Consider the following 20393-nt stretch of genomic DNA (forward strand, 5'->3'; position numbering starts at 1 on the left):
CCGGCCCGGGTCAGCCCGCCGTGTGCAGCTCGCGGCGGCGCATGAGCGTGAGCCCCGCCGCCGCGCCCACCGCGACGACGAGGACCAGCCACCAGGTGCCGCGCAGATCGACGTCGCCGTTCGTGACGATCGGGGTGACCGAGAACGGCGAGAACCGCGTCGTCCACTCCGGCAGTCCGAACAGGGGGCCGAACAGTCCGAACAGGGTGGCGAGCAGCACGAGAGCCCAGGCGATGCCCACGGTGCCGCGGGGGAGCAGCACGAACACGAGGCCCGTCAGCACGATGAACACGCACGCCGCGAGTCCCTGCCCGAGCCCGACCACCGTGACGACCTGCACGAGCGAGGACGCGTCCTTGTTGCCCGCGAGTCCGGCGTACGCCGCGAGCATCGCCGCGACGACGATGATCGCGATCGCGAACATCGCCACGAGCAGGTAGTCGAGGAGCCACCGCACGCGCCCGACCGGCTGGGCCAGCACGCTCTCCGCCGTGCCGTGCGCCTCCTCCTGCCGTGCTCGGGCGACGATCTGCACGGCCGCGCAGGCGGCCAGGATCCCCATCATCGTGAAGAACACCGAGACGACGGTCTCCTCGAGGTTGCCGGCCTTGCCGATCTTGTCGAGGATCTGCTGCACCGCGGGGTTCTGGCCGGAGATCTGCCCGGCGAGCCCGGACAGCTTGGTCGCCAGGAGGCCCGTGAGCGCGCCGCCGATCGCCCAGCCGATGATCGCGCCGTTGGTGAGCCGCCAGACGAGGGCATGCGGCGTCGACAGTGCGGGCCGCGCGTGCACCCGGCCGGGGCGGGCGGGGACGAAGCCCTCGCCGATGTCGCGCACCGACTGCAGCGCCACGGCGACGATCGCGAGGACCAGCCCGAAGGCGAGTCCGAGCAATGCGGGCCACCCGTTGTCCGTGTCGTATGGGCGGGCCTGCTCGGCCCAGCCGAAGGGCGAGGCCCAGACGAGCCCGGAGCTCGTGATGCGGGTGAGGTCGTCGCTGGGGGTGCCGGCGACGTTGCCGATGCCGTTCACCAGGAACGTGCCGACCAGGATCCACACGGTGAGCGCGTTGGCGCCGCGCGAGGTGCGCATGAGCTGCGCGGCCATGAGGCCGATCCCGAGGAACGCGATGCCGGTGGTCGCGGAGGTCGCGCCCATGAGCCAGGATCCGGGGGCGTCGAGCTTGGACCCGATCAGCGCGAGCGCGACCAGCACGCCGAGCACGACGTTCGCGGCGACGCCGTGGATGATCGTCGCGATGGTGGGCAGGGCGCGCCCGACGGGCGTGGCGGCGACGAGCTCGGCCCGTCCGGCCTCCTCGTCGCCGCGCGTGTGGCGCACGGCCAGGAACGTGCTCATCAGCGCCGCGAGCATCGTCAGCCAGGGCAGGATCTCGAAGGAGAGGAACTGCCCCTCCGAGGCGCCGGAGGGGAGGCCGCGGAACATCATGATGACGGGGTTCGCCATCACGGCCGAGAGCACCTCGACCCGGTCGGTGTGCGTGGCGTAGGACTGCGTGACACCGGCGTAACCGGCGAAGGCCATCAGGACCGTGGCGAGGATCCACAGGAGCACCTGCAGCCAGTCGCGGCGCAGACGCTGCCGGAGCAGGGCGCCCATCATGACTCCTTCGCGGCGGCGCGGCGCGAGGCGCGCGTGCCGGAGCCGGCCGAGGGGTCGTCCTCGGCGGCGCGGAGGGCGGCGAGGTCGTCGCCGTAGTGCCGCAGGAACAACTCCTCGAGGGACGGCGGCTCGATCCGCAGTCCCGTCACGCTGCGCTGGGCGAGCACGGGGAGCACGGCCGGGATCGCGTCGCTGTCGACCGTGAACCGCGCGCGGCCGTCGTCGATCATGCCGTCGTGCGCCCCGGGGATCCCGGCGAGGGCGGATTCGTCCGCGGCCTCGAACGAGACCTCGGTGCGGGTGAGGTGGCGGAGCTCGGGGAGCGTGCCGGACTCGACGATCTTCCCGGCGCGGATGATGCTGACCCGGTCGCAGAGCAGCTCGACCTCGGACAGGATGTGGCTGGACAGCAGGACCGTCGCGCCGGAGCGCCGGATCCGCTGCACCTCGTCGCGGAAGACGACCTCCATGAGCGGATCCAGCCCGCTCGTCGGCTCGTCGAGGATGTAGAGATCGGCGGGGACGGCGAACGCCGCGATGAGCGCGACCTTCTGCCGGTTGCCCTTGGAGTAGGCGCGGCCCTTCTTGCGCGGGTCGAACTGGAACGCCGTCATGAGCCGCTCCCGCTCGGCGCGGTAGCCCTGGTCCTTGGTCGTCGCGCCCCGCAGGCGGGCGAGGAAGTCGATCGCCTCGCCGCCGGAGAGGTTCGGCCAGACGCTCACGTCGCCGGGCACATAGGCGACGCGGCGGTGGATGCCGACGGCCGCGGTCCACGGGTCGTCGCCGAAGACCGTGGCGGATCCGCCGGTCTTGCGCGCGAGACCCAGCAGGATCCTGATCGTGGTGGACTTGCCGGCCCCGTTCGGGCCGAGGAAGCCGTGCACCTGGCCCTCGTCGACACTGAGGTCCAGCCCGTCGAGCGCATGCACGCGGCCATAGTGCTTGGTGAGGCCGTCGGTGCGGATGATCGTGTTCATGGCGGCGATGCTACGCCGATTTCACAAATTCGTGAAGGAAGTGAAGCGCATGGATTCCGTGAGGATCGTCGGGCGGGTGCTCGATGTTCTGGGTGCGTCCGTGGTCCCTCTGGCCCGGTTTGGGGCGTGGCCTGTCGTTTTGGGGCGCAGGGTGCCGGGATCTCCCGGTGGGGCGCGCCCCAAAACGGAGCGGGGCGCCCAAAACAGGGGGAGGGACCGACGAAGGACCCGGGGCCGGACACCCGGGGCCGGGGCCGGACGAGCCGGGGTCAGGCGTTCACGGTCACGCTGACGGTGTGCCAGCCGGTCGCGCCGTCGGGGGCCGGGGGCGCCATCTGCTCGGTCTGCACCGTGCCGTCGGCGCCGATCGCCCGGCAGCGGAGCACGCGCTGGCCCGCGGCAGCGCTCCAGGGGAGGCGCCACTGCACCCAGGTGTCGGCGGAGATCGCCGGGGCCAGCTCGGCCCGCTGCCAGGGGCCGTCGTCGACCTGCACCTCGACCCCGGAGATCCCCTCGTGCGGCTGCCAGGCCACGCCGGCGATGACGGCGTCGCCGGCCGTGATCGCACGGTTCTGGCGCGGCACGTCGATGCGGGAGGACAGCTTGATCGGCCCGCGGGGGGACCAGCCCCGATCCGTCCAGTAGGCGGTCGCGCGATCGAAGCGGGTGACCTCCAGATCCGTGACCCATTTCGTCGCAGAGACGTATCCGTAGAGACCGGGCACGACCATCCGTACCGGGAAGCCGTGCTCGAAGGGCAGCGGCTGGCCGTTCATGCCGATCGCGAGCAGCGCGTTGCGGTCGTCGGTCAGGGTCTCGAGCGGTGTGCCCGCGGTGAAGCCGTCGACTGAGGTCGAGAGCACCATGTCCGCGTCCGCGGAGGGCTGCGCCTTCGCGAGGAGCTCCCGGATCGGGTAGCCGAGCCAGACGGCGTTGCCGACGAGGTCGCCGCCCACATCGTTCGACACGCAGGACAGCGTCGCCGCCGACTCCACGAGCGGCAGGGCGAGCAACTGGTCCCAGGTGAGGGTGACCTCGTGCGCGACCAGGCCGTGGATGCGCAGCTTCCACTGCGCCGGATCCACCTGCGGGACGATGAGCGCCGTGTCGATGCGGTAGAAGTCGGCGTTCGGGGTGATCAGCGGGGTGATGCCGTCGACCTTCAACGCGGCGCCCGCGGGGACCGGAGGTGCCGGCTTCGCCGGCTTCGGCAGGTGGAGTGCGGCGCGCACCGCACCGACCGCGACGGATCCGGCTCGGCTCGCGGTCGCCGCGACGGCGGCGAGGACTCCGATCGCCGCGGCGCCGACGGTCCAGGCGAGGAAGCGGCGACGGGAGGTGCCGGCGCCCGCCGCGGCAGCCGCTCCGGATCCCGCCCCCGCGATCGTCTCGGGCAGCCGTCGCACGAGCATCCGCAGCACGACGGCCGCGACGATCCCCGCCAGCAGCGCGGGCAGCCACGAGAGAGGCGCCGCGTCGGCGCGCAGCGGTGCGATCACGGCGACGGCGGCCCCCAGCACCACGAACCCGGTGACGCCGATGCCGCGCCAGCGCCGCTCGCAGATCCCGAGGGCTCCCGCCGCGGCGAGCAGCACGATCGCGATCCCGGTGAGCAGCGCCGCCTTGTCCCCGGTGCCGAACCACGCGATCGCCGTGTCCTTCGCCCAGGCGGGCGCGGCGTCGATGAGGAACCCGCCCACGACCGCGAACGGGCTCGACGAGGGCGCGAGCAGCGTCGCCGCGAGCTCGCCGAGGCCGATGCCGAGCAGGGCCGCCGCGACGCCGGCCGCGGCGGCCAGCGCCCTGTCGCGCGACGCGGATCCGGTCATGCTCTCAGCGTAGGAACCTGCACGGGCGCCGGCGCGGGGAGATCACGGATTCGTAAGAAGTTCCCGGCATCAGCCCCTGGCCCGGGTGATGCGCCCTGTCGCGGCGAGCAGGGCGAGCGCGGCCGCGAACGCGATGAGCATCGTCGCGCCCATGAGGGTCGCCGAGACCCCCGCGTGCGAGAGCAGCGGCGGCAGGAGCGCGCCCAGCAGGGCGGCGAGCGTGCCCAGCACGGCGGAGGCGGATCCGGCTCCGCGCGTGATGCGGGACAGCGCGAGCGCGGTCAGCGTCGGGTTGTTCACGCCGTGCAGACCCACGAGCACGAAGAGCGGTGCGAGCAGCCAGGGCAGCGGGCTGTGCAGCAGCGCGCTCAGCAGAACAGCGACGGCCGCCGCGGTCCCCAGCGAGAGCGAGGTCAGCACGATGCGGCGTCCGTCGATGCGGCGCTCACCGGTGCGACGGGCGAGACGGCGGCTGATCCACGCGCCGAGCACGATGCCTCCGGAGTTCATCGCGAAGATGAGCGCGAACCCCTGCGCGTCGACGCCGAACTGGTTCTGCAGCACGAACGACGACATCTGCAGATAGGCGAAGAATCCGGCGGACGCCAGGCCGAGAGTGAGGGCGAACACCATGAACGGGCCGTTGCCGAGCGCCGCCCCGATGCCGCGCAGGTCGTTGCCGAGCCCGCCCGTCGTCCGCTCGGCGAGCGGATGCGTCTCCGGCACGAACAGTGCGGCGGTCAGCAGGAGGAGGGCGCCGATCGCGCCCAGCGCGACGAACAGTCCGTGCCAGTCGGTGAAGGTCAGCAGCGCACCGCCCAGCAGCGGCGCGAGCACGGGCGCCGCACCCGAGATCGCGGTGAGCGTCGCGAACCCGGCGGTCGCCTCGGATCCCTTGTACACGTCGTGCACGACCGCGCGCGCGATCGCCATCCCGGCCGCGCCGCAGAGTCCCTGCAGCAGGCGCACCAGGATCAGCAGCTCGATCGACGGCGAGACCGCGCACACGAAGGAGGCGACCGCGAACCCTCCCACGGCCCACATCAGCGGGCGACGGCGTCCGTAGCGATCGCTGATCGGTCCCCACAGCAGCTGGCCGAGGGCGAGCCCGATCAGGCACGCGCTCATCGTCACCTGCGCGAGGGCCTCGGTGGTGTGCAGGTCGCGGCCGAGCTGGGGGAGCGCCGGGATGTACAGATCCATCGAGAGCGGCCCGAACGCGGAGAGCGCGCCGAGCGCGGGCAGCAGCGAACGGCGCGCGCGGGCGTCGCCGACCGGGGCGGCGCCGCTCACGCGCCGTCGCCCGATCCGTTGCGCTTCGTCGCGTCCGCACGGGGCGAGCCGAGGTCGGCGTCGGCGGATCCGCCGCGGTCATCGGATCCGCCGCCGTCGGATCCAGGATCGCCGAGGTCTCCGGTCCCGTCGGGACGCGCGGTCCCCGGCCCGGCGTCCGTGCGAGGCTCGACCCGGATCGGCGTGGTCGCGCTGGTGATCGGCGGGACGAACGCGCGCTGCATCGCCTCGACCACCCGCACCGGGCGGGTCTCGTCGAGGGTGAGCAGGAAGCGGGCGTCCTCCCGGCGATGCAGCCGCCCGGAGTACAGCATCCAGCCCGCGCCGATCGCGAAGGACAGGAGCCCCGCGGCGCCGCCGACCGTGATCGCGGCGCGCGGGCCGAAGGTGTCAGCCACCCAGCCGGCGATCGGGGCGCCGATCGGGGTCGCGCCCATGACGACCGCCATGTACAGGGCGAGCACCCGGCCGCGCAGGGCCGGATCCGTGGTCGTCTGCACGTACCCGTTCGCCGTCGTGAGCATGGTGACGGTGGAGAACCCGACGAACACGAGCGTGATCGCGTAGGACACGTAGGTCGGCATCTGCGCGGACACGATCGAGGCGACACCGAACCCTCCGGCGGCGATCATGAGCACGCGCACCCTGGCCCGATCCCGGCGGGCCGCCAGCAGCGCCCCGGTGAGGGATCCGATCGCGAGCACCGAGCTGAGCACGCCGTAGCCGTCGGCCTGCTTGTGGAACTCGAGTGCCATGGTCGAGGCGAAGATCGGGAAGTTCATGCCGAAGGCGCCGATGAGGAACACCATCGCGAAGACGACCACGAGATCCGGGCGGCTGCCGACGTACCGCACGCCCACGATGAGCCCGCCCGCGCGGCGGTTCTTCGGGCGCGGCATGAGCTCGCGGGTGCGGATCAGGAGCAGCGCCACGATCATCGCGAGGAACGTGGCCGCGTTCGCGACGAAGACCCAGCCGGATCCGAGGGCGACGATCGCTAGGCCGCCGATGGCGGGGCCGATCAGGCGCGCCATGTTGAAGGAGGCGGAGTTCAGCGCGACCGCGTTCGAGGCGTTCTCCATCGACACCATGTCGGAGACGAACGCCTGCCGCGCGGGGGCGTCGAAGGCGTTCGCGATGCCGAAGCACGCCGCGAACACGAGCATGAGGGGCAGCGTCATGACGTGCGTGAGCAGCAGCGCCGCGACGGTCAGGGCGAGGAGCATCAGCGTGGTCTGCGTGACGAGCAGGATCCGGCGCCGGTCGAACCGGTCGGCGACCCGGCCGGTGAGGCCGACCAGCACCAGAGGCGGTCCGAACTGCAGCGCCATCGTCGCGCCCATCGCGGTGGCGTCGTTGTGCGTGAGCTCGGTGAGCACGACCCAGTCCTGCGCGGTCGACTGCATCCAGCCGCCGATGTTCGAGACGATCGCCCCGATGAACCAGACCCGGTAGTTGAAGACTCCGAAGGAGCGGAACATCTGGCTCACAGCTCGGCCAGCTTCCGCATCAGGATGCTGGCCTCGTGCAGGATCCGCAGCTCGTCCTCGGTCAGATCCAGCTCGGCGATCTCGGCCATCAGGAGCTGGGTGCGCCGCTCGAACGTCTCCACCACGATGGACTCTCCCACCGGCGTGATCTCCACGTGCACCCGGCGGCGATCCTGGTCGTCGGGGATCCGGATCGCGTAGCCCTGCTCCTCGAGGCCGGTCACGAGCGCGCTCATGGTCGGGGCGGTCACGCGCTCGCGGTCGGCGAGCGCGGTGAGGGAGTGGCGGCCGTGTGCGCGGAGCGCCGCGAGCACGCCGAGCTGGGCGTCGCTCATCGCGGTGTTGCGGCTGTCCACGGCGCGGACGGAGCGCAGACGGCGGGCGAGCCGGAACGTGGCGAGGCGCAGTTCGGTGGCGGTCTCGTGCAGGTTCTCAGAAGTCATTGCTTAGATAGCCTAACTAAGTATTCGACCTCGTGGGTGCGGACCGGCGGACGGATCCGGTGGGGGAGGGGCGCCGATCCGGTTTGGCAAGCGGCTGAACAAACGCCCGCGCGTCCGTTCCGCTCGCGACGCCGACCGGTGAGAATGGACGAATGCCGCTCGCGCTCGAAGTCGCCGTCCAGGATGCCGCAGGAGTGCGCATCGCCCGCGAGATCGGCGCACGCCGCGTCGAGCTGACGCAGGCCCTCGCGCTCGGCGGACTCACGCCGTCGCCGGCGACGCTCGAACTCGCGGTCGAGGCGGCGGGGGAGGGCGCGGGTCCGGAGGTGCACGTCCTCGTGCGCCCGAGGGCGGGCGGATTCCACTACGACGCGGATGAGGTCGCGACCGCGGTGCGCGACGTGCGGTGGATGCTCGCGCACGGCGCGGCCGGAGTCGTGATCGGCGCGCAGACGGCCGGCGGCGACCTCGACGCGGATGCCCTCACGCGACTGCGCGACGCGGCCCGCGAGGTGCGCGCCGACGCCCAGGTCACCCTGCACCGGGCGATCGATGCGACGCCGGATCCGCGGGCGGGGCTCGACGTGGCCCTCGCCCTGGGACTCACCCGCGTGCTGACCTCGGGCGGAGCCTCGGCCGCCCGCGACGGGCTCGGCGTGCTGCGCGCCCTCGTCTCGGCGGCAGGAGGGCGGATCGAGATCATGGCGGGCAGCGGGATCACCGCGGAGAACGCGGCCGAGATCGTCGCGACCGGCGTGGACGCGCTGCACTTCTCCGCCAAGCGCACGGTCGCCGCGGCCGGATCCGTGCGGATGGGCTCGGCGGCGGACGACGGCGGCGGCCACGAGGTCACCGACCTCGCCGAGGCCCTCGCCGTGCGCGCCGCGATCGGGCTCTGACCACGTCATCTGCGGACCCGATCCGCGCGCGGCGGTCCGGATCCGTAGACTCGGGGCATGGCTGAGCCCCGCACCGCCGAGTTCACCGACGCACACGGCATCGCGATCGTCTACGACGTCCACCCTGCCTCCGGCGTCGCCCCCCGCGGAGTGGTGCAGCTGCTGCACGGCGTCGGCGAGCATGCGGGCCGCTACGGCGCGGTGATCGCCGCGCTCACGGCGGCCGGCTTCGCGGTCTACGCCGATGACCACCGCGGCCACGGGCGCACGGGCATGAAGCAGCACGGCGATGCGGCGAGGCTGGGCCGGCTCGGCCCCGGCGGCATGCGCGCCGTCGTCGCCGACGAGTGGCAGCTGACCGAGCTGATCCGCGCGGAGAACCCCGGGCTCCCGCTCGTGCTGCTCGGCCACTCCTGGGGATCGTTCCTCGCGCAGATGGTGCTGAACGCGCACCCGGACGCATACGACGCCGTGATCCTGACCGGATCCGCCCACCGCACCCCGACGGACCTCAACTCGATGCCGCTGAACGCGCGGTGGAAGGGGCCGGACGCGCACGGCCTGGAATGGCTCACGCGCGATCCCGCGGTGTGGGAGGCGTTCCGCGCCGATCCGCTCACGACCGAGGTGCCGCTGCTGAAGCTGTTCGGGCCGATCGAGGCCGCGCGACTCTACGGGCGCCCGGGCAAGGACTTCCCGAACGACGTGCCGGTGCTGCTCATGGTCGGCCGGGACGACCCGGTCGGCGGACCGCGCAGCGTGCACCGTCTCGCCGACGACTACCGCAACCGCTCCGGACTCAGCGACGTGACCACGCTCGTCTACCCCGATGCGCGCCACGAGATCTTCCACGAGCTGCAGCAGGACGAGGTGCGCGCGGACCTGCTCGCCTGGCTCGACAAGCACATCCCGCGCCGCGACTGACCCGCGGATCCGCCGCGGCACGCCGCCGCGTAGGCTGGAGCGGTGCACGGTGAGTACAAGGTTCCTGGCGGCAAGCTGGTCGTCGTCGACTTCGAGGTGACGGACGGCGCGATCGCCGGCTTCCGGCTGGCGGGCGATTTCTTCCTCGAACCGGACGACGCCCTCGACGACATCAACGCCGCGGTCACCGGACTGCCCGTCGAGACGGACGCGTCTGCGATCGCCGCGGCCGTGCGCGCCGCGCTCCCCGAGGGGGCGCAGCTGCTCGGGCTCACGCCCGAGGCCGTCGGCACCGCGGTGCGGCGCGCCCTGGTGACGGCGCCGGGCTGGGGCGACTTCGACTGGGAGATCCTGCACGACAAGGCCGTCTCGCCGCGCATGAACCTCGCGCTCGACGAGGTGCTCACCACGCGCGTCGGCGAGGGCCGGCGCCGTCCGACCCTCCGGATCTGGGAGTGGGACGAGTCCGCGGTCGTGATCGGATCCTTCCAGTCGTACCGCAACGAGGTGGATCCGGAAGGGGCCGCGAAGCACGGCTTCGACGTCGTCCGCCGGATCTCCGGCGGCGGCGCGATGATGATGGCCGCGGGCCAGATCATCACTTACTCGCTGTACGTGCCGGCATCGCTCGTGCAGGGCATGACGTTCGCCGACTCCTATGCGTTCCTCGACGACTGGGTGCTGCAGGCGCTGCGCTCGCTCGGCATCGACGCGACCTACCAGCCGCTCAACGACATCGCCGGTCCCAGCGGCAAGATCGGCGGCGCCGCGCAGAAGCGCCTCGCCAATGGCGGCGTGCTGCACCACGCGACGCTCTCCTACGACATCGACGGCCAGATGATGACCGAGGTGCTGCGGATCGGCCGCGAGAAGCTCAGCGACAAGGGCACGGCGTCGGCGGCCAAGCGGGTGGATCCGCTGCGCAGCCAGACCGGCCTCAGCCGCGCCGAGATCATCGAGCGGTTCAAGGACACGTTCCGCGGCATCACGGGCGCCGAGGACGGCGCGATCGCCGCCGACGAGTACGAGGCCGCGGAGGAGCTCGTGCGCACCAAGTTCGCCACCGAGGCGTGGCTGCACCGGGTTCCGTGAGCGACGCGGCTGAAGCTGCTCCGGCCGTTGCGCCGGTCGAAGCGCCCGGCTCCTCGGATGCGGCGTCCGAGGTCCGTGCCGGATCCGTCGAGATCGTGCACGGCGAAGCGCTGGACGTGGCGAGGACCCTACCCGACGGATCCTTCACGCTCGTCTACCTGGATCCGCCGTTCAACACCGGCCGCACGCAGGAGCGGCACGCGGTCTCGACCCGTCGGGCCGATCGCCCGACGGACGCAATTCAGGACGAGGGTTCCGGATCCACGGAAACCGAGCCTGTTTCGGCGCCTTCTGCGCCATCGATCCTGAATTCGGAACGCGCCCGCGAAGTCAACCACGGCTTCCACGGTCACCGGTACGAGCGGGTGCGCGAGCTGCTGCACGCCTACGACGACCGCTTCGACGACTACGGCGACTTCCTCATGCCGCGCCTCGAGGAGGCCTGGCGGCTGCTCGCCGACGACGGCACGCTCTACCTGCACCTCGACTACCGCGAGGCGCACTACGCCAAGGTCATGCTCGATGCGGTGTTCGGCCGCGACTGCTTCCTGAACGAGCTCATCTGGGCCTACGACTACGGCGCCAAGCCGCGCACCCGCTGGCCCACGAAGCACGACACGATCCTGGTCTACGTGAAGACGCCGGGCGGGCACGTGTTCAACGTCGACGACATCGAGCGCGAGCCGTACATGGCGCCGAGCCTGGTCAGCGCCGCCAAGCGCGAGCGCGGCAAGCTCCCCACCGATGTGTGGTGGCACACGATCGTGCCGACCACGGGGCGCGAGAAGACCGGCTATCCCACGCAGAAGCCGGAGGGGATCCTGCGCCGGATCGTGCAGGCGTCGAGCCGCCCCGGCGACCGGGTGCTCGACCTCTTCGCCGGATCCGGCACCACGGGCGCCGTCGCCGCAGCGCTCGGCCGGGACGCCCTGCTCGTCGACGTGAGTCCCGAGGCCGTGCGGGTCATGCGGCAGCGGATCCCGCACGCGAGCCTGCGCGAGGGCTGAGCGCCCGGGGCCCGCTTCGTGAGGGCCCGGGCGCACGATCTGCACACGCTGCGACGATCTGCACACGGATCCGGCCGGTCCCTGCGCTGAACGTCGCAGGCTGTGCGGATCGTCGCAGGCGCGGCGCGGCGGGGTGAGGCGCGGAGGGCGCGCCCTGGAGTCGGGCCCGGCGCTCAGCGGCGTCGGGGCCGGCGGTGCTGCGCGAACGCCTCCGCCAGGGCGCTGCGGACGGCGCCGATCGCGTCCGAGGCGCGGGCCGACTCGCGCACCGCGGTGAACACCTCGCGCACGGGGGATCCGGGCAGCTCCGACAGGGCGACCCGCGCGGGGGCGTCGCCCCAGATGAGGTCGGGCAGCATCCCGACCGCGTGCCCGGCCTCGATGAGCCGCACGTGCGCCGTCAGATCCGCCGCCTCGAAGCGCACATCGGGCTCGAAGCCCGCGGCGCGGCACTGCTGCACGGCCCACTGCCGGGCGGCGGATCCGACCGGCTCCATGACCCAGGCGCGATCCCGCAGCGCGGGGAGCGACACCGCATCCTCGCCGGGAGGGAGGACGAGGCGGATCGGATCCTCGCCGATCAGTTCGTGCAGGTTGCCCGCATGCCGCTCGCGGGTGTGGCCCGGATACTGCTCGGCGATCACGAGGTCGAAGCGGCGTGCGGTCAGCTCGAACAAGCCCTCCTCGGGCGGCGCCTCGGTCATCTCGACGCGCAGGTGCGGATGCGACGCGGCGACGGCGGTGAGCGCCGAGGGGACGATGGTCTCGGCGGCGGTCGGCATCGCGCTGATCCGCACGGCTTCGGCGGGCGCCTGGCTGAGCTGCTGCCGGGCCTGCTCGTCGAGCTCGAGCGCGCGGGCCGCATGCGCGGCGAGCACCCGTCCCTCGGGAGTCAGCCGGATGCGCCGCCCGTCCGGTTCGAGCAGGGCGACGCCAGCCTCGCGCTCCAGCAGCGCGAGCTGCTGCGACACCGTGGACGGGCTGTAGGCGAGCGAGTGCGCGACCTCCGCGATGGTCCCGCGCAGCGCGAACTCGTGCAGCAGCCGCAGCCTCCGCAACTCGAACATGCCCTCTCCTCACTCCTTCTTGACCGCGAGACTGCAACTCCGCGACGAGACTGCGCCCCGCAAGCGCAGTCTCGTCGCCCAGATGGAGTCTCGCGGACAGGGGGGAGTTGCGAGACGGGACGGAACCATCGGGAATTACGAATAATACCCGTCATGAATGATCGCTTTTCCTGCAGGGAGATCGGATCCATGCTGGGAGCATCCCCGCGCGCGTGCGCGATCCGTCTGCGCGCGTGCGCGAACCCCCGCCACGGCACCGAACCCACGAGGAACCATGACCGCCAACGAAAGCCCTGTCGGCACCGCAGCCGGCATCGACGATCTCTCCGCCCTCGCCGACGACGCCGTCGCCCTCGTCAAGAAGTGGCTCGTCGAGAGCCGCGAGGTCCCGGTCGACGCCGCGGGCCAGCGTCTCGCCGGCGTGCTGCGCGACCCCAACGGCCTCGACTTCACGGTCGGCTTCGTGGACGGCGTCGTGCGTCCGGAGGACCTCAAGGTCGCCGCCGCGAAGCTCAAGGAGCTCGTGCCGCTGACCCCCGGATTCCTGCCCGCCCCGATGAAGGGCGCGATCGGCCTCGGCGGACTCGCCGCCGGCATGGTCCCCGGCATCGTCGTGCCCGCTGCCCGCACCGTGCTGCGCCAGATGGTGCGCCACCTCATCGTGGACGCCCGCGACGAGAAGCTCGGCAAGGCCATCGCGCACATCCGCGAGACCCAGGGCGTCAAGCTCAACATCAACCTGCTCGGCGAGGCGATCCTGGGCCGCGAGGAGGCCGCGCGCCGCCTGGAGGGCACCCGCCGCCTGCTCGAGCGCGACGACGTCGACTACGTCTCGATCAAGGTCTCCTCGACCGTCGCCCCGCACAGCCCGTGGGCGTTCGACGCCGCCGTCGAAGACGCGGCCGAGGCGCTCCTGCCGCTCTACCGGATCGCACTCAAGGGCATGCCCGACGGATCCGCGAAGTTCATCAACCTCGACATGGAGGAGTACAAGGACCTCGATCTGACGATCGCGGTCTTCACGTCGATCCTCGACCGTCCCGAGTTCAAGACCCTCGAGGCCGGCATCGTGCTGCAGGCCTACCTGCCCGACGCCCTCGGCGCCATGATCCGCCTGCAGGAGTGGGCCGCGAAGCGCGTGGTCGACGGCGGCGCGCCGATCAAGGTGCGCGTCGTGAAGGGCGCCAACCTGCCCATGGAGACGGTCGACGCCGAGTCGCACGGCTGGCCGCTCGCGACCTGGTCGACCAAGCAGCAGTCCGATGCCTCGTACAAGGCGGTGCTCGAGTACGCCCTGCGCCCCGAGCACGTGGTCAACCTGCGGATCGGCGTCGCCGGACACAACCTCTTCGACATCGCCATGGCCTGGCTGCTCGCCTCGAAGCGCGGCGTGACCGAGGGCATCGAGTTCGAGATGCTGCTCGGCATGGCGTCGGCGCAGGCGCAGGTCGTCAAGCGCACGGTCGGATCCCTGCTCCTCTACACGCCCGTCGTGCACCCGGACGAGTTCGACGTCGCGATCGCGTACCTCATCCGCCGCCTCGAGGAGGGCGCATCGCAGGAGAACTTCATGTCCGCGGTCTTCGACCTCGACGCGGATCCGAAGCTCTTCGAGCGCGAGAAGGAGCGCTTCCTCGCCTCCGTGCGCAGCATGCCCACCGAGGTTCCCGGGACCAACCGCGTGCAGGACCGCACGGCGCTCGCCGCGCCCGGTCTCACGGACGGCTTCCTCAACGCCCCCGACACCGACCCGTCGCTCGCCGCGAACCGCGCCTGGGGCGATGCGATCCGTGCCCGCATGAAGGGCTCGGAGCTCGGCAACGCGACGGTCGAGGCGAACACCCTCTCCACGTCCGAGCAGGTCGATGCCGTGATCTCGACCGCGGTCGCCGCGGGCGAGGCCTGGCGCGCGCTCGGCGCCGAGGGGCGTGCGGCGATCCTGCACAGGGCCGGCGACGTGCTCGAGGCGCGCCGCGCCGAGCTGCTCGAGGTCATGGGATCCGAGGCCGGCAAGGTCATCGAGCAGGGCGACCCCGAGGTCTCCGAGGCGATCGACTTCGCGCACTACTACGCCGAGAGCGCCAAGGATCTCGCGGACGTCGACGGCGCGGTCATGCAGCCCGTGGGCCTGACGGTCGTCACCCCGCCGTGGAACTTCCCGGTCGCGATCCCGGCCGGATCCACCCTCTCCGCGCTCGCCACCGGATCCCCGGTCATCATCAAGCCCGCCCGTCAGGCCCGTCGCTCCGGCGCGGTCATGGTCGAGGCGCTGTGGGAGGCCGGTGTGCCGCGCGAGGTGCTGCAGTACGTGCAGCTCGACGGGCGCGACCTCGGCACGAAGCTCGTGAGCGACCCGGCCGTGGGCCGCGTGATCCTCACGGGCGGCTACGAGACCGCCGAGCTGTTCCGCGGCTTCCGCCAGGACCTGCCGCTGCTCGCGGAGACGAGCGGCAAGAACGCGATCATCGTCACGCCGTCGGCCGACCTCGACCTCGCCGCGAAGGACGTCGCGTACGCGGCGTTCGGCCACGCCGGCCAGAAGTGCTCCGCGGCGTCGCTCGTCGTGCTCGTCGGATCCGCCGCGACCTCCGAGCGGTTCCGCCGTCAGCTCGTCGACGCCGTCCGCTCCTACGACGTGGGCGAGCCCAGCAACGGCTCGAACCGCATCGGCCCGCTCATCGGACCGGCCGAGGGCAAGCTGCTCGGCGCGCTCACGACGCTGCACGCGGGCGAGAGCTGGCTGCTGCAGCCGCAGAATCTCGACGACGCCGGTCAGCTGTGGCGCCCGGGCATCCGCGACGGCGTGAAGCGCGGATCCGAGTTCCACCGCGTGGAGTACTTCGGCCCGGTGCTCGGCATCATGACCGCCGGCTCCCTGGAGGAGGCGATCGACGTCGTCAACGACATCGACTACGGCCTCACCTCGGGGCTGCACTCGCTCGACGAGGACGAGATCCAGACGTGGCTGGCCGCGATCCAGGCTGGCAACGTGTACGTGAACCGCGGCACGACGGGCGCGATCGTGCAGCGTCAGCCGTTCGGCGGCTGGAAGAAGGCCGCCGTCGGCGCCGGATCCAAGGCCGGCGGCCCGAACTACCTCGTGGGCCTCTCGGAGTGGACCGACGCCCCCGTCACGTCGACGCGGGAGCTCGACGCCCTCGCGACCGGCGCCGTGGGCGCGCTCGCCGCCGCCGGCGACGCGGACGCCGACATCGCGTGGCTGCGCGGAGCGCTGGCCACCGACATCGACGCCTGGGCCGACGAGTTCGGCGTGGTGCGCGACGCGACCGGTCTCGTGACCGAGCAGAACGCGCTGCGCTACCAGGCCGTGCCGGTGACGGTGCGCTTCGAGGGCGACCGCGTCGCCGAGCTGATCCGCGTGGTCGCGGCCGGCCGTCGGGCCCGCGCCCGGGTCACGGTCAGCACCGCGACGGCGCTCCCGGCCGCAGTCGCGTCCTGGCTCGGCACGCAGGACGTCACGGTCGCGACCGAGGACGCCGCCGCCTGGGCCGCGCACGCGCAGCGTCTCGCGGCGCGCGACGGACGGGTCCGCCTCGTCGGCGCCGCCGCGGCCGACACCGCCGCCGCCGTGAACGGCTCGCCGAGCCTCGCGCTGTATGCGAACCCGGTCGTCGCCGCCGGTCGCGTGGAGATCCTGACGTTCCTGCGCGAGCAGGCGGTCTCGGTCACCGCGCACCGCTTCGGCACGCCGCACCGCTACGAGATCCCGCTGCTCGACCCGATCGCCTGATCGGATCCGGGGCGCAGGCCCCGCTTCGACCCGAACCCGCCGTCCCGCTCCCATCGGACGGCGGGTTCGTCCTTGTCCCCCTCCGGGGTCGTTGAGCGAACACGGCCGCAGGTCCCCTCCCGGGGTCGTTGAGCGAACACGGCCGCAGGTCCCCTCCTGGGGTCGTTGAGCGAACACGGCCGCAGGCCGAGTGAGACGAAACGCGGCGCTCTCGCGAGCTGCGGCGTTTCGCCTCGGTCGCCTGCGGCGTCCTCGCTCAACGACCCCGATGCGGGCCTGCGGCGTCCTCGCTCAACGACCGGGGCGCGCTCAGGCCAGGGGCAGTGCGCCGTCGTACGCCGTCGCCGAGAGCGCGGGCTCCGCAGGACCGGCCCCGAAGACGCGCGAGAGCCCCGGATCCGTGCGCCACTGCGGCCAGCCGGGGTCGCCGTCCTCGACGAATCGGACCGCCGTGGTGTGCATCTCCGTCGCGAGGTGCTGCGGCGGGGTCGGGCCGGCCAGGCCCTCCACGAACGGATCGTCGAGCACGTCGAACCAGAACGGCACGTCGAGGCAGTGGCAGGACCAGCCCTTGGCGGGTGAGACCCAGGCGAACCGGTAGGCCCAGGTGGGCGCATCGCCTCGCGCCTGCGCGGCCCGCACGACCAGCGAGCGGAACACCCGGTCCGTCACGAAGCGTCCGAGCAGCGCCGGGGTGCCGAGGCGGCGCTGCGGCCCGTTCGCGGCGAGGTAGGCCCGGCGCACGGCGCGGCCGCGGCACAGGAGGGCGAGCGCGAGCGAGGCCGGGACGAACCGCAGCACCCCCGGGGCCTGGTCCATCGTCATCGTGAACTCGTCGTCGGTCGCGCCGAGCAGGAGCGGCTTGTCGGCGCCGATCCCCGCCTGCAGTGCCTCGACGGCCGGACGGGGAACGACCTCGCCGTCGATCACGGGACCCCAGGGCAGCCCCTCGGCAAGCGGGGCCAGCAGCGCTTTCAGCCGGGTCGCGCCGAGCAGCGCGGCCTTCGGCTGGGCGCGCTGCAGGGTGCGCTCCGGCACCGTGCGGAAGCCGGCGGCGTCGGGAGCGCAGCCGAGCAGCACGCCCAGTGCCCTCGTGCGCCGCGATGCGAGCTCCGGGTCGATGTCGGCGAGCGCGGGGGAGAACGCCATCGCCGCGTGGAACAGGTGCTGCGCGCGCTCGAGGCCGAGCAGCGTCAGCACCGCGCCCGCCCCGGCGGACTGCCCTGCGATCGTCACGCGCGACGGATCCCCGCCGAATGCGGCGATGTTGCGCTGCACCCACTCCAGCCCGGCGATCCAGTCCAGCACCCCGCGGTTGGCGGGAGCGCCGGGCATCAGGCCGAAGCCGTCGAAGCCGAGCCGGTACGACACGGTCACGGTCACCACGTCGTCGCGGTTGAAGGCGGCGCCGTCGTACCAGGGACTCGCGGGGGAGCCGTCGACGTAGCCGCCGCCGTGGATCCACACCATGACGGGACGGGATCCCTCGAGCGCCGGGGTGAACACGTTCACGTTCAGCGTCGCGGAGCCGGGGACGCTGGGCTCGGGGATGAGCGTCTCGCCCTTGTCGCCGCGCTGCGCGGTGGGGCCGAACGCGGTCGCGTCGCGCACCTCGGTCCAGGGCTCGGGAAGCTGCGGGGCGGCGAAGCGCCGCTCGTCCACGGGCGCCGCGGCGAACGGGATCCCGAGGAACGCGGCGGAGGCGTCCGGTGTGCCGGGCTCGCCCCGCCAGAATCCCCGGACGGGGCCGGAGTCGGTCCGGGCGAGAGGGGCATCGACGGTCACCCGATCAGCGTATCCGGCCGACCTCGACGGGGACGTCGAGCGAGCACGGCCGCAGGCCGAGCGAGACGAAACGCGGTGCTCTCGCGGGGCGCGACGTTTCGTCTCGCCTTCGGCTCGCTCAACGACCCCGAGGGGACGTCGGCCTCGATGATCACCGGCGTCACGCGCGCAGCAACGCGAAGAACCGGTCGATGTCGGCGGCCATGTCGATCGTCGGATCCAGGATCCACGCGTTCTGCAGTCCGTCGGCGAGGGCGTGGCCCGCACGGATGACCCACTCGATGTCGAGATCGGCGCGGATGCGCCCCTCCTGCTGGTCCGCGGTGAGCGCCTCGCGGGCGACCGCGTGCACGGCCGCGGTGCGGTCGAGGAAGAACCCGCGGGCCGGGTGCTCGGGGTCCGCGGCCTCCGCGGCCAGGCGCGTGTAGAGCTCGACGAGGCCCGGCACCTCCGTGTTGTGCCGCACCACCTCGAGGAAGGACTCGGTGAACCCGAGGTCGTCGAACCGCTCCGTGTCGTGGGCGTCGCGGGCGCGCAGGATCTCGACGAAGAGCTGCTCCTTGGTGCCGAAGTAGTGCAGCAGACCTGCGGGGCTGAGGCCCACCGCATCGGCGATCTCGCGCACCGAGGCGTTGCGGTAGCCGCGCCGGCCGACGATCTCGAGCGCCGCCTCGAGGATCTCCTCGCGCTTGACGACGCCCTTCGCGTACGCACCACGTTTGGCCATGGGGTTCAGAATATCCGTTCGTCACGAAACTCGAACGAGTTGCGGCTTTCGCCCCCAAACCCTTGCAGCGTTCGTGTTTCGGTGCGACAATCTTCTCGGATCTCAATACCAAACTGTGTTCGGGATTGAGTTCTGCACCCGACCAGCTCGACGAGGAGCCCCCATGACCATCACCCCTCCCGATCCCGCCGCAGGGATCGCGCCGACCGGACTCATCCGCGCCGAGGCGCCCAGCGCGGGGGAGCCCGCAGCGAGCCCGCCCGCGACGAGGCGGCTGCTGCCCGGCCTGCTGATCGCCTCGCTCACGCTGTTCGCGACCTACGGGGGCCTCATCGCGATCCTGCTGCCGTCGCAGATCGCGATCCTGGATCCTGCGCACAAGGTGCAGAACCTTGCGATCGTCACGACGACCTCCTTCGTCTTCACGCTCTTCGCGCAGCCGCTCGCGGGCGCCTTCAGCGATCGCACCCGTTCGCGCTTCGGCCGCCGTGCGCCGTGGATGGTCATGGGGGCGCTGGTCGGCGGGATCCTGCTGTTCGGGATGGGATCCCTGCAGGACGTCTTCTGGATCACGGTGTTCTGGGTGGCGATCCAGGTCGCGCTCAACTTCCTGCAGGCGCCGCTCACCACGATCACGGCCGACCGCTTCCCCCGTGCCAAGCGCGGCGGCGCGAGCGCGATGATCGGGCTCGGCACGCAGCTCGGCATGACGGTCGGCGTCATGGTCGCGGCGGCGCTCGGCGCGCAGATCGGCATCGGCTACTCCGTCTTCGGCATCGCGGTGATCGTCGTCACCGTGCTGTTCGTGCTGCTCAACAAGGACTGGTCCTCGAAGAACGCCGCCGTCGCCCCGTTCCGCTGGGGTTCCTTCTTCCGCGGATTCTGGATCAACCCCCGCAAGCACCCGGACTTCGCCTGGGCGTTCGCGGCACGGTTCCTGCTGATCCTCGGCTACTTCGCCGTGACCGCCTACCAGCTGTATCTGCTGACCGACTACATCGGGATGTCGCTCGCGGAGGCGCAGGGCGCCACGCTCACGCTGACGCTGATCCCGCTCGTCCCGACCATGGCGGCGATCGCCCTCTCGGGATGGTGGAGCGACAAGGTCGGCCGTCGCAAGATCTTCATCTACGGCGCCACCGTGGTCATGGTCATCGGCCTCTCGTTCCCGCTGATGATGCCCAACATGACCGGCATGATCATCATGAGCGTCGTGAACGGCATCGGATTCGGCCTGTACATGTCGGTCGACGCGGCCCTCATGACCGAGGTGCTCCCCAGCGAGGGCACGGACGCCGGCAAGGACCTCGGGATCCTCAACGTCGCCACCAACATCCCGCAGGCGCTCAGCGCTCCGATCGCCGCGGTGATCATCGGATCCTTCGGCGGATACCCCATGCTGTTCGTGTTCGCGATGGTCTTCGCGGTGCTCGCCGCGATCGTCACCGCCCCGATCCGGAGCGTCAAGTAGCACCCGCTCCGGCG

The 20393-nt window shown here is 72.0% G+C and carries 15 protein-coding genes; 6 read left to right on the forward strand and 9 right to left on the reverse strand.

Features of this window, described 5'->3' with window-relative positions:
* Window positions 1-10 precede the first annotated feature (10 nt).
* The 6 genes from ACIPY5_RS16800 to ACIPY5_RS16825 form a co-directional block, all read right to left on the reverse strand.
* A complete protein-coding gene (locus ACIPY5_RS16800) occupies window positions 11-1621 on the reverse strand; it encodes an ABC transporter permease (RefSeq protein WP_400972623.1) in 1611 nt (536 codons plus the stop codon).
* Complete coding sequence (locus ACIPY5_RS16805; protein WP_309342242.1) at window positions 1621-2601, reverse strand: ABC transporter ATP-binding protein; 981 nt, start codon at window positions 2599-2601, stop codon at window positions 1621-1623. The genes ACIPY5_RS16800 and ACIPY5_RS16805 overlap by 1 nt, the downstream gene beginning before the upstream one ends.
* Window positions 2602-2870: 269 nt before the next feature.
* Entirely contained in the window at window positions 2871-4430 is a 1560-nt protein-coding gene (locus ACIPY5_RS16810; protein WP_400972625.1) for a molybdopterin-dependent oxidoreductase, read from the reverse strand.
* 69 nt (window positions 4431-4499) lie between these two features.
* On the reverse strand, window positions 4500-5723 hold the full coding sequence (locus ACIPY5_RS16815) for a multidrug effflux MFS transporter (protein WP_400972628.1): 1224 nt from the start codon (window positions 5721-5723) through the stop codon (window positions 4500-4502).
* Window positions 5720-7204 (reverse strand): MFS transporter, encoded by a 1485-nt coding sequence (locus ACIPY5_RS16820; protein ID WP_400972687.1) that lies wholly within the window; start codon window positions 7202-7204, stop codon window positions 5720-5722. The genes ACIPY5_RS16815 and ACIPY5_RS16820 overlap by 4 nt, the downstream gene beginning before the upstream one ends.
* 5 nt (window positions 7205-7209) lie before the next feature.
* The gene (locus tag ACIPY5_RS16825; protein WP_400972630.1) at window positions 7210-7656 is read right to left on the reverse strand and encodes a MarR family winged helix-turn-helix transcriptional regulator; all 447 of its coding nucleotides are present in this window, start codon (window positions 7654-7656) and stop codon (window positions 7210-7212) included.
* 152 nt (window positions 7657-7808) lie between these two features.
* On the opposite strand from ACIPY5_RS16825, the gene ACIPY5_RS16830 reads away from it, so the two are divergent.
* The 4 genes from ACIPY5_RS16830 to ACIPY5_RS16845 are packed head-to-tail and all read left to right on the forward strand — an operon-like array spanning window position 7809 to window position 11578.
* Window positions 7809-8555 carry a copper homeostasis protein CutC gene (locus ACIPY5_RS16830; RefSeq protein ID WP_400972634.1) on the forward strand — a complete coding sequence of 249 codons (747 nt, stop codon included), beginning with the start codon at window positions 7809-7811 and terminating at the stop codon, window positions 8553-8555.
* 57 nt (window positions 8556-8612) lie between these two features.
* Entirely contained in the window at window positions 8613-9479 is an 867-nt protein-coding gene (locus ACIPY5_RS16835) for an alpha/beta fold hydrolase (protein ID WP_400972637.1), read from the forward strand.
* A 42-nt stretch (window positions 9480-9521) separates the two neighbouring features.
* Entirely contained in the window at window positions 9522-10571 is a 1050-nt protein-coding gene (locus tag ACIPY5_RS16840) for a biotin/lipoate A/B protein ligase family protein (protein ID WP_309342253.1), read from the forward strand.
* The gene (locus ACIPY5_RS16845) at window positions 10568-11578 is read left to right on the forward strand and encodes a DNA-methyltransferase (RefSeq protein WP_400972639.1); all 1011 of its coding nucleotides are present in this window, start codon (window positions 10568-10570) and stop codon (window positions 11576-11578) included. Before ACIPY5_RS16840 ends, ACIPY5_RS16845 begins: the two co-directional genes overlap by 4 nt.
* A 173-nt stretch (window positions 11579-11751) precedes the next feature.
* On the opposite strand, the gene ACIPY5_RS16850 is transcribed toward ACIPY5_RS16845, so the two are convergent.
* Window positions 11752-12645 (reverse strand): LysR family transcriptional regulator, encoded by an 894-nt coding sequence (locus tag ACIPY5_RS16850; RefSeq protein ID WP_400972643.1) that lies wholly within the window; start codon window positions 12643-12645, stop codon window positions 11752-11754.
* Window positions 12646-12919: 274 nt separating this feature from the next.
* Between ACIPY5_RS16850 and ACIPY5_RS16855 the strand changes: the two genes are divergently transcribed.
* Window positions 12920-16396 carry a bifunctional proline dehydrogenase/L-glutamate gamma-semialdehyde dehydrogenase gene (locus tag ACIPY5_RS16855; RefSeq protein WP_400972646.1) on the forward strand — a complete coding sequence of 1159 codons (3477 nt, stop codon included), beginning with the start codon at window positions 12920-12922 and terminating at the stop codon, window positions 16394-16396.
* Between the two features lie 309 nt (window positions 16397-16705).
* Here ACIPY5_RS16855 and ACIPY5_RS16860 read toward each other — a convergent pair whose 3' ends face one another.
* A complete protein-coding gene (locus ACIPY5_RS16860; protein ID WP_400972649.1) occupies window positions 16706-18181 on the reverse strand; it encodes a carboxylesterase/lipase family protein in 1476 nt (491 codons plus the stop codon).
* 160 nt (window positions 18182-18341) lie between these two features.
* A complete protein-coding gene (locus ACIPY5_RS16865) occupies window positions 18342-18908 on the reverse strand; it encodes a TetR/AcrR family transcriptional regulator (protein WP_400972652.1) in 567 nt (188 codons plus the stop codon).
* A 163-nt stretch (window positions 18909-19071) separates the two neighbouring features.
* Between ACIPY5_RS16865 and ACIPY5_RS16870 the strand changes: the two genes are divergently transcribed.
* Window positions 19072-20379: an MFS transporter gene (locus ACIPY5_RS16870; protein WP_400972655.1), complete on the forward strand. Its 1308-nt coding sequence runs from the start codon at window positions 19072-19074 to the stop codon at window positions 20377-20379.
* Window positions 20380-20393 lie beyond the last annotated feature (14 nt).

The sequence above is a fragment of the Microbacterium sp. NPDC089698 genome, assembly GCF_044749045.1.
Lineage (GTDB): Bacteria > Actinomycetota > Actinomycetes > Actinomycetales > Microbacteriaceae > Microbacterium.